Below are 8,498 nucleotides of genomic sequence, written 5' to 3' on the forward strand. Positions count from 1 at the left end.
ATTTTGTTATCGAAGAACCGACATTTTGTTATTCATAAACCTTGGAAACCCTTGGCGCTCTAAGACTATCGGAGGTGCTAAATATATTATTAAACATATATATAAAATATATATAAATAAGGGTCTCACTTCGTTTCGCCCCAAAATCTACACCTTCGTTTGATTTTTTTGAGGCTTCGCCTTAGAGCCCTTCGGCTCTCGGTCGCTTCGCTCCCAGAGGGCTTACGCCCTCTTGTTAGCAGTCAATCCAACATTTGTGATCTTACGATTTACTTTTTGTTTTGAATGCAACACAGCTGGCCTATAAGAGCGTAAGCCTAGTGGCTAGATGATGGCTCTTTAAGTTAGATGAAATCTGTAATTTAGTGTATGAAGCCAATAGAAAAGACGGCTTTATGCCGTCAGATCTGTTTATCAGGAAAAGGGGTTATATTACTAGGTTAATAATCAAGTTATCTACTCATATCGAGATCATCTCTTTCAAAGCTTCGTTCATTATCTTCTAGCTCAAGATCTTGTCTTTGAACAATCTTTTCAGCAATCTCAGCACGTTCTTGATCCGTTAGATAATACTCTTGGTCCTGCAATTGAGATCTGTATTTGTTTCTATCTTCAATTATAGCCGTTAATTCTTTAGATAAGCTATCATTTTCTCTAAGTAGACCAGCCATTTCTTCTTTTAGTTTAGCAATTGTAGCCCTCAGACGTTTTACAATTCCTAGACCGAGAATATGTTCTTTAAACTCATTCAGCAATTTAACTAAAGGACCTCTATTAGCCCTACGGGCCAAGTCATCAAAGTCTTTCTCTGGGACAATAACATAGCGTTGTTTTTCCTTTCCGAAGCCTCGTTCTTCGATTCGATAGTTCCGTTTATCATCAATCGGCTTATTCGCTATCAGCTGCATCATCAGCATCGCATTGACTGTTTCATCTTTGATCATTTCGATATCAAGCTCTTCAGACTTGCTCATGATCTCATCGTTAATTAACTTAATCTCTCTAGCCTGTTGCCTCTTGCGGTCCTCAAATGCCTGATCTCGCTTTTGAAATTTTTCTTCTTGCTGCCTCAATCGCTCGTTTAGCTCGTGCATCTTCTCTTCATGAGCTTGTTCTTCTCGTTGCATTTTCACGATCTGACTTGATTTTCGATTCTCAATATATTCCATCGCGTCCTTATATTCGCGCATATCCTTGATATCGTTTGTCTGCCCAGCTTTTCTATCGATTCCAATTTCATGGACAAACTGATGTAGACGATGAATTTCTGCATCTCGAAACGCTTTGAATTGTTCACGTCCACTTGGACCGAATCCTTCTTGTTCCAGAGCCTTTCGGAAAGAAGGTTGCACCGCAAGTCCGTTTTTATAGCCAGTTGCTGTTGGAATGATGTTAAAATGGGCGTGAGGGGCTCCAGTTTCGTCCAGATGAACGATTGCGTTGTAAATGGTCATATTATCGTGTCGTTCGTTAAAATCGCAAACGTAGCGTTCTAGGGCCTCTCCGACCTCCTGTTTTTCTTCAAAGCTCAATTTTTCCCAATCAGCTTTGTTTCCGACGGTCACGATGAATTCCCTCTGAAGGTCCAAATTTTTGGATTTCTGGACGTGTTTATAGTAGTCATCAATTTTGCGATCTTTCCGCTTTTGCTTTGCGTTGTAAGTATTCAGCGCATCATCAAAGAGTTCGTGATAAACGTCTTTTATATCACGTTTGAAAATCTGAATATTGTATTTTGATTTTTCACGTTCGATATGCTTGTGAGCGTCGCTCATAAACTCTTTTTCCGTCAGTTCGCGGTTGTTGTGTCTTATGTTAGTTTGACGTGGATTCGTCTTAAAAGATAATGTCATTGTTTTATTCATGATTTAAACCTACCTTTGAATAGCTACTCATAGTATGCCATTTTTTGTTAAAAAAAAAGACAAAACAGAAGAAAAAACGCTATACTCAAAGAATTTAACTAAGCTAATAATCTAGTTAATAAAAATATGGATAGATATAGAGATCCATGTTTTGTTCATTTCGTGGATTTATATATAAGTCCATGAAAAATACAAATAATGGTCTACGTAGTTGTCCATGATTTGAGTAGAAAATGGACTATATAGAGGACCATGAAAATATAGAATAATGGGATATATAGTAGACCACGAAATGATAAAATTATGGAACATATACAAGCCCATGATTTATCTAAAAAATGGACTATATAGAAGACCATGTTTTAGATCAAACGTGGACCAATATACAAAACCATCCCAAATAAAAAAAGTTCAAAGTAGCCCGAAAACGGGCTATGACGCAGCGCAAATGCTATTCTGCGTCGCTATTGTCAAACAAAAATAAACGTAAAAATAGAAATCTACAGTCGGGATATGGCAGGGAGTTTCTGTTACTCTTTGGCAAAGAGTAACGTTTTTGCACCTTTGACACCACTGCGTGGCGCGCAAAGGTAAAACGCTCCTGCGGAGGGCTGTGGGTTGCACCCCTTTTTTGGCCCATGATGGGCCAAAAAATTCACTGCGTTTTTCGGCCCACAAAGTGGACTCAAAAAAAAATCGGCGCGAACAACGCACCGAAAAAATTGCTTCACGCAATTTTTGCTTGCCCATTTTTGCTAACAAAATAAGCAAGAATAGGGAAAAGTCTTTAGATCAAAAAACGCATAATATTAGGTTTTGAAGAACCTTGATACTATGCGTTTTATTGTGGGGAGATTTACTTTATTTTCTCCTGAAATTGAGTTTTTACCTAGTATCGTTTTACTTCCGATTAGAGATGAAAAATTTATCAATGAATAGTAAGTGAAATAATGCAAGTATAAATCCCCAGAAACTACCACGAAGAGAGAATTCTTGATGATTAAGAGGAAGCAAATCATGGTTTCCTACATAGATGCATGTCAAAATCACAAATAGAATCCAAAATAAATCAGTCCATTTATATTTTGAAAAATATTTTTTTAACATAATAACACCTTCTTTCTTTACTATAATAACATTATATGATAAAATGTAAACGAATACAAATAAAAAGGAGAAAAGCTCATGAAAACTACTAAATTTTTTGCAGTTGCTATTTCTGCAGGTATCTTAACTTTTAGTCTCGTTTCGCCGTCTCTTGCCTTTGCGCAAAATGTGGCACACCCACCAAAATCTCATGATGCAAGACTCCAGACTAAGCGACTTGTTCTTGAAGAAAGTAAAGTTTATAGTTTACAGGATTTATTCAATTCCTCTAATTTAAGTGTTGAAGAACAAGAACAAATTACTAAAGATGTTTTAAACTTCGTTGAAATTGAAGGAAATTCAATGGATAGAACTGTTATGAGGACTGTTATACAAAGATTAAGTCCCTCAGAAGTTAAAAGGATAGTATATTCTAATGATCCAGTTGGGACTCTAGCAGGAATGCTCCCTCTTGTAGGTGATGTGTATTCAGCCATAAAATATTTTTCTAACGATACTTTTCTTGTAGCGGCTAGACATGGTTGGGGAATGGAATACGTGGTTGCTGTAGATAGAGATAACCCAACATCTACAGGAATAACCTTTTATTGGAGATACGTTAAATAAAAGTTAATGTGACTATAAAAAATATCCTTGCAGCTTGAATTGTTACAAGGATATTTTTATTTTTGACCATGAGATTTCGGAACTTTCTCTTAGGAAAGTATCTTTCCGAAAAATTGATCTTTTTCCGAAAGTTGTTGAATAAACTAAAAAACAGCGCAAACCATTGACGCTGTAGGGGTTTTTAGCGGTATATTGTCCGTGCTTTGATCTGAAAATAGCTCAGAATGACTATCTCAGCATTATTTTTTAACAATTTATACAGAAAAATTATCAACGAGAAAAAAATAGTTTGAAGAAATCTGTTTTTTTGTGTATAATATACACAAAAAGATGAGGTGATTTAAATGGCTATTACAACTACAAAAGCAAGATTGAATCTAAGTATTGACTCTGAATTAAAACAGGAAGTCGGTGAGGTCTTAAACGAGATTGGACTTGACTATACTACAGCAATTAATTTATATTTCAATAAAATCAGACGTGATCGTAAAATTCCATTTGAACTTGAAGCACGAAAAAATTTAACTGTTGATGAATTTCTTGGTTCAAATTGGCGTGAAGGTTTGGAAAATGTAGAGGATGGTTGGGATTGAGTTATAAAGTTGAATTGATACCTGAAGCACAAGATGATTTTTATAAATTAGATAATAGTCAACGTCTTCATGTTAAAAAGTCACTTATCAAGTTAGAAAATCAAGGGATGCTTGCCGGAGAGGCTCTTCACGGTAATTTAGCAGGTTACAGGAAGTTAAAACACAAAAAACTGGGCCTGAGAATTGTTTTTCATGAAACTGTCAATGCAATTGAAATTATTGAAGTCATTGCTATTGGTAAGAGAAGTGATAACGAAATTTATACAATTTCTGAAAAACGTATAAGAAACAGATGAAGCTATTTTAACCAACCTGCATAAAAGAAAGAAACACCTACTAACATATTCAAGAAATTAAAAGTAAATGAGATAAGAAAACTGGAACTACTTTCACATATAAAAAAATGAAAATTCATTCAAATTAAAGTATAATAAAATAAGAAAAAGTTGTTACTAAAGATAAAATTTTTAGAATAAAAAATTACCGTAACTAATTAATATTTATATAAGAAAGTGGATGATTCCAATGTGCAAACTATAATTATCAATTCTTAATATCCAATTTTGTTATGAAATCTCGGTAGGTGATTAACATGAAAAAAATACTATTTACTCTATTATTTAGTTGTTTAGCATTATTTTGTCTCCCTATTTCTGTAAGCGCTGACACTACTGGTGACCTCACCGTAAAATTCAATGAATTACAATTTACTGTTGAGGATTATAATGTTCCTAATCCAGAAGTGATCTATTCAAAATCAGGGGTCACAGAAGTTGCGACTGTTATTGATCGCGATACTGGAAAAGTTGTTGAAACTATTGAACTTATCCCAGATCTTTCTCGCTCTACAATTACTTCACATACATTGATAAGAAGTGCAACATTTGCTAGAACTACACTTCAATTAAGTGTAAATATTGAGCTATATAATAATGGTTCTTTCCGTCAAATTAACTCAGTTAAAGGTTATTACCTAGGAATAACAAATTTTATTGCAAACACATTTATTGAAGGGAAAAATGTTAATGTTTGGTCTCCAAATGGATACCCTACAACAAGTATAAAGTATGCTTATAATGGTACTTTAACAGCAGTTATAGACAGTAATGCTTCAGGTCAAATTAAAGCAGAGTTGTTAGGAGCTGGTTTTAATTTTGGAGGTTCTTTTGGAGGCAAAACTTATTATAGAGTCCCATTTAATCAAAACGGAACTATTAGTCTATACTAACTTAGGAGATAATCGATATTATGAATGAAAAAAAACGTACATATTTTATTTGTGCAAGTATTATTATTTCATCTATAATTTTAGGACTCTTTATTTATTACGGAATTTATAACGGATTTGACGTTTTGGGTCAATTTATACACGATGGCCTCAGGATAATTAGTAATAATCTTAATACTACTAGTAGTATTAACTAGTAGTATTAACTAGTAGTATTAGGTAGTTAATAGTAATAGAATTTAAATAAAAAACGGTAATTTAGTGAATGCTGATTGCCGTTTTTTGATTGCTAATTCCAATAACCATTGATAGTGTAAAAAGAATGTAAATGTTTAACAAAAGATTTGACAAATGGCTTGTACCGAAAAAGTCAGATTGGTTTTAGGAAATTATTCAAAGAAAATTAAAGCTACGTTGAAACATGATGATATTTGGGGCATCAAGTTTTTCAAAACAATATGTTCTACTAATTAACGGCTGTCTTTTTTTGAAAACAACCGTTGCCACCAGCTTTTTTTAGTTTCTAACAATAATGTTTCATTTTTCATCGTGAGAGCTCCAATAAGCTGCAGTTGACTGTTGCTTGTTTCGATCATGTCAGCAATCTGTTTGTCTTTTTGATCGATTTGATCTACTAGTTGTGTACGCTCACGTTCAAAATCTTCGCGCAATTGCTCAATTTGACTTTGTAGCATCTTTTCTACACGTGCGCTAGAATGTGTAGCATTGTCTATATTTGTATCGACATCTTCTATAATACATCTATCTAAAACATATTGCGTCAAACTCTTATTCTGTTTTTTAGATAGTTCTACAAGTTTTTCCTTCTGTTCTTTCGATACACGCATGCTTATTTGTACACTCATATTCTCACCTCTTTTTTTGTCGATTATATACGCTATACATAACGTTATATATACCAATTATATCACTTTCTATACACTTTCTGTACAGATATTTAACTAAAATCGATTTTAAGCTCTCATTTCCTTATCGATAGCTATAGAAAATGAAACTAAATGGTCTGGTAGGGTAAATATACCACCCCAACTTTTAAGTTCTTAAAACATAATAAAACACTTATAAAATGCAGCTAAAAATTGAAGCCCTATTTTTACGATTTAATAATCTGACTAGGCTGTTATCTTAGTTAGAAAAGAATGATACAACACCTAATTTAATATCTACATAAAAATAAAATATAGATAGTCCACTAATCAGACTGAAAACGCGTCAAAATGCTCCTCTCAACACCGTTTTTTAACAATTAATTTATGCAGTTTTTGAAACTATTCTGCATTGTTTTTTTAAAAATTGACCAAATGGTTTAAAAAACGTACCGAATAGTTTTTATTATCGCTAAAATAGATTACAAAACGTAGCTTTTTCTTTCCTTTGTCCCGCACCTGTGTTAAAATAGGGTTAAATAAAAAAGAGAATTGCTGGAACAATTCTCTTTGTATAGCTACTTTGCGGTGGCAAGTTTTTTCGATTAGCGCCTTTTTAGAAGGCGTTTTTTTGTGGACTTTTAGTCCTTATTTTTTTTGAGCAGCGTTATGATCGCAATCACGATCATAATCACTTCGTAAGCAGACATCTGTCTACTTTCCTTTCTCTTTTTAATCCAGAGAAATCGCTCATCGAGAGCGGTGTTTTTTCCATAGGCACCACCTACTTTCTTACTGACAAACTAGTTTATGGTGCCACCGCTTGGGCTATGCTTACATTATACATCATCATTCAAAAAAAATCTCTATTTTCCTCTCTTTTTGACCCAAATAACAGGGGGTAAACCACAATATGTTGTCTATACAAAATCAACGAAGTCTTATATAACAAGGGTTTTGCCGTTTTTATTTTTTAAAAAATCAACATCTTGTGTTTATAAAATTTTTTTCGAATTCAGCAAAAAAATTGAAGATATTCTCTCACGATCGATTTTAAGCCCGCATTTCCTTATCAATTCCCTATAAAAACGAAACAAAATGGTCTGGGAGGGTAAATATACCACCCCCACCCTAAAGGTTCTCAAAATGCTTATTAGACCCTTTAAAATCGACGCAAAAAATACTTGAGATTTTTGTACGTGAAAAAAGACGGCTTAACCGTCTTTTCTCAAATTCTCTACTTTCGCTTTCAACTCGTCCGCTATTTTCTCTTGTTCAGGGGTTAGAGGTTCCTTTTTGTAGTTAGGGTTGTGGTAAGATGGCACGTTTGTCTTGCTTGTCTTTTTGCTTGATTTTGCTTTATTAGGTTTTTTCGGTTCTGGTTTCGGCTTATTGAACTTGTCTGGATCATATGTTCCAGACACTTCTTTTTTCCAAGTGAATTCATACCCTAAAACTGGATTTCCACGCTTTTTTGACTTGATTTTTTTGACTTTCAAATCCTCAAAATAAGGGGAAAGTTGCTCTAGAATAGGCTTCAAAACAAGTCTATCTATGTGACACGATTTATAGCTAGTTGGCATATCTAACAAAAGTTTAAATTCATCAATCTTGAACTCTTTTCGTCCAACCGTTCGCCATTGTTTCAGCAGCCTGTAAGCAGTTTTTGCATAAGTGGAGCGAATAGAAGTAAACTCTTGTAGCTCGTATTGAGTGAAATTTGCTGATAATTTGTTCAAAATGTACTCAAAACGAGGAGACACCGACACTTCAGCTTTCATATCCGACAAATCATCTTCCCAGTCAACTCTAAACCAAGTAAAAAGTGGCATGTACTCGATAGAATTCTTTGTTTTCTCAATGTATCTTAATTGAGTGATATTATTCGCCAAGCTATCCATTGTGTCGTAAAATCGTTTATTGTGTTGGATAGAATAGTTTGCTAGTTCTGCCAACTGATATTTATCGAAAACAAGGTCAGAAGTGCCTTTGTCTTTTGCTTTTGCAATAATCGCAAAAAAGAAATTCATCTCTTCCGCTGTCCATTTTCTCATGACAACCGTGTTTAAATCATTGTGATGCTTAACTACTTCATTAGCCATATAAAAACCTCTTTCGACTTATGTTTTTATTATACCCTATCTTTGTTATAAAAACAAGTTTAAATATATGTTTTTTGTACCGACATTTTGTTATCGAAGAACCGACATTT

8 protein-coding genes are annotated in these 8,498 nt (G+C 34.0%); 4 read left to right on the forward strand and 4 right to left on the reverse strand.

Annotated elements, in window-relative coordinates:
* Window positions 1-452: 452 nt before the first annotated feature.
* Both HMPREF2904_RS00190 and HMPREF2904_RS11820 read right to left on the reverse strand, forming a co-directional pair.
* Entirely contained in the window at window positions 453-1,865 is a 1,413-nt protein-coding gene (locus HMPREF2904_RS00190; protein ID WP_070659255.1) for a plasmid recombination protein, read from the reverse strand.
* Window positions 1,866-2,765: 900 nt separating this feature from the next.
* On the reverse strand, window positions 2,766-2,972 hold the full coding sequence (locus HMPREF2904_RS11820; RefSeq protein ID WP_042759375.1) for a hypothetical protein: 207 nt from the start codon (window positions 2,970-2,972) through the stop codon (window positions 2,766-2,768).
* A gap of 78 nt (window positions 2,973-3,050) precedes the next feature.
* On the opposite strand from HMPREF2904_RS11820, the gene HMPREF2904_RS00205 reads away from it, so the two are divergent.
* From HMPREF2904_RS00205 to HMPREF2904_RS00220, 4 genes are all read left to right on the forward strand, one after another.
* On the forward strand, window positions 3,051-3,578 hold the full coding sequence (locus HMPREF2904_RS00205) for a hypothetical protein (protein ID WP_070659259.1): 528 nt from the start codon (window positions 3,051-3,053) through the stop codon (window positions 3,576-3,578).
* A gap of 344 nt (window positions 3,579-3,922) precedes the next feature.
* Window positions 3,923-4,171, forward strand: a complete 249-nt coding sequence (locus HMPREF2904_RS00210; RefSeq protein ID WP_001018847.1) for a type II toxin-antitoxin system RelB/DinJ family antitoxin — start codon at window positions 3,923-3,925, stop codon at window positions 4,169-4,171.
* Window positions 4,168-4,467 carry a type II toxin-antitoxin system RelE family toxin gene (locus HMPREF2904_RS00215; protein WP_003015041.1) on the forward strand — a complete coding sequence of 100 codons (300 nt, stop codon included), beginning with the start codon at window positions 4,168-4,170 and terminating at the stop codon, window positions 4,465-4,467. Before HMPREF2904_RS00210 ends, HMPREF2904_RS00215 begins: the two co-directional genes overlap by 4 nt.
* Window positions 4,468-4,763: 296 nt before the next feature.
* A complete protein-coding gene (locus tag HMPREF2904_RS00220; RefSeq protein WP_070659261.1) occupies window positions 4,764-5,399 on the forward strand; it encodes a hypothetical protein in 636 nt (211 codons plus the stop codon).
* A gap of 470 nt (window positions 5,400-5,869) precedes the next feature.
* Here the strand turns inward: HMPREF2904_RS00220 and HMPREF2904_RS00225 are convergent, their stop codons facing one another.
* Together HMPREF2904_RS00225 and HMPREF2904_RS00230 are read right to left on the reverse strand one after the other, a co-directional pair.
* On the reverse strand, window positions 5,870-6,265 hold the full coding sequence (locus tag HMPREF2904_RS00225) for a hypothetical protein (RefSeq protein ID WP_070659263.1): 396 nt from the start codon (window positions 6,263-6,265) through the stop codon (window positions 5,870-5,872).
* A gap of 1,235 nt (window positions 6,266-7,500) precedes the next feature.
* Window positions 7,501-8,388 carry a replication initiation protein gene (locus HMPREF2904_RS00230; protein ID WP_070659265.1) on the reverse strand — a complete coding sequence of 296 codons (888 nt, stop codon included), beginning with the start codon at window positions 8,386-8,388 and terminating at the stop codon, window positions 7,501-7,503.
* Between the last annotated feature and the right edge of the window lie 110 nt (window positions 8,389-8,498).

The organism is Streptococcus sp. HMSC072G04 (assembly GCF_001813295.1).
Classification (GTDB): Bacteria; Bacillota; Bacilli; order Lactobacillales; family Streptococcaceae; genus Streptococcus.

Bases quoted from the DNA above. Each gene is read 5' to 3' on its own strand.
- HMPREF2904_RS00190 (WP_070659255.1), bottom strand. From the start codon at position 1,865: ATGAATAAAACAATGACATTATCTTTTAAGACGAATCCACGTCAAACT.
- HMPREF2904_RS11820 (WP_042759375.1), bottom strand. From the start codon at position 2,972: ATGTTAAAAAAATATTTTTCAAAATATAAATGGACTGATTTATTTTGG.
- HMPREF2904_RS00205 (WP_070659259.1), top strand. From the start codon at position 3,051: ATGAAAACTACTAAATTTTTTGCAGTTGCTATTTCTGCAGGTATCTTA.
- HMPREF2904_RS00210 (WP_001018847.1), top strand. From the start codon at position 3,923: ATGGCTATTACAACTACAAAAGCAAGATTGAATCTAAGTATTGACTCT.
- HMPREF2904_RS00220 (WP_070659261.1), top strand. From the start codon at position 4,764: ATGAAAAAAATACTATTTACTCTATTATTTAGTTGTTTAGCATTATTT.
- HMPREF2904_RS00225 (WP_070659263.1), bottom strand. From the start codon at position 6,265: ATGAGTGTACAAATAAGCATGCGTGTATCGAAAGAACAGAAGGAAAAA.
- HMPREF2904_RS00230 (WP_070659265.1), bottom strand. From the start codon at position 8,388: ATGGCTAATGAAGTAGTTAAGCATCACAATGATTTAAACACGGTTGTC.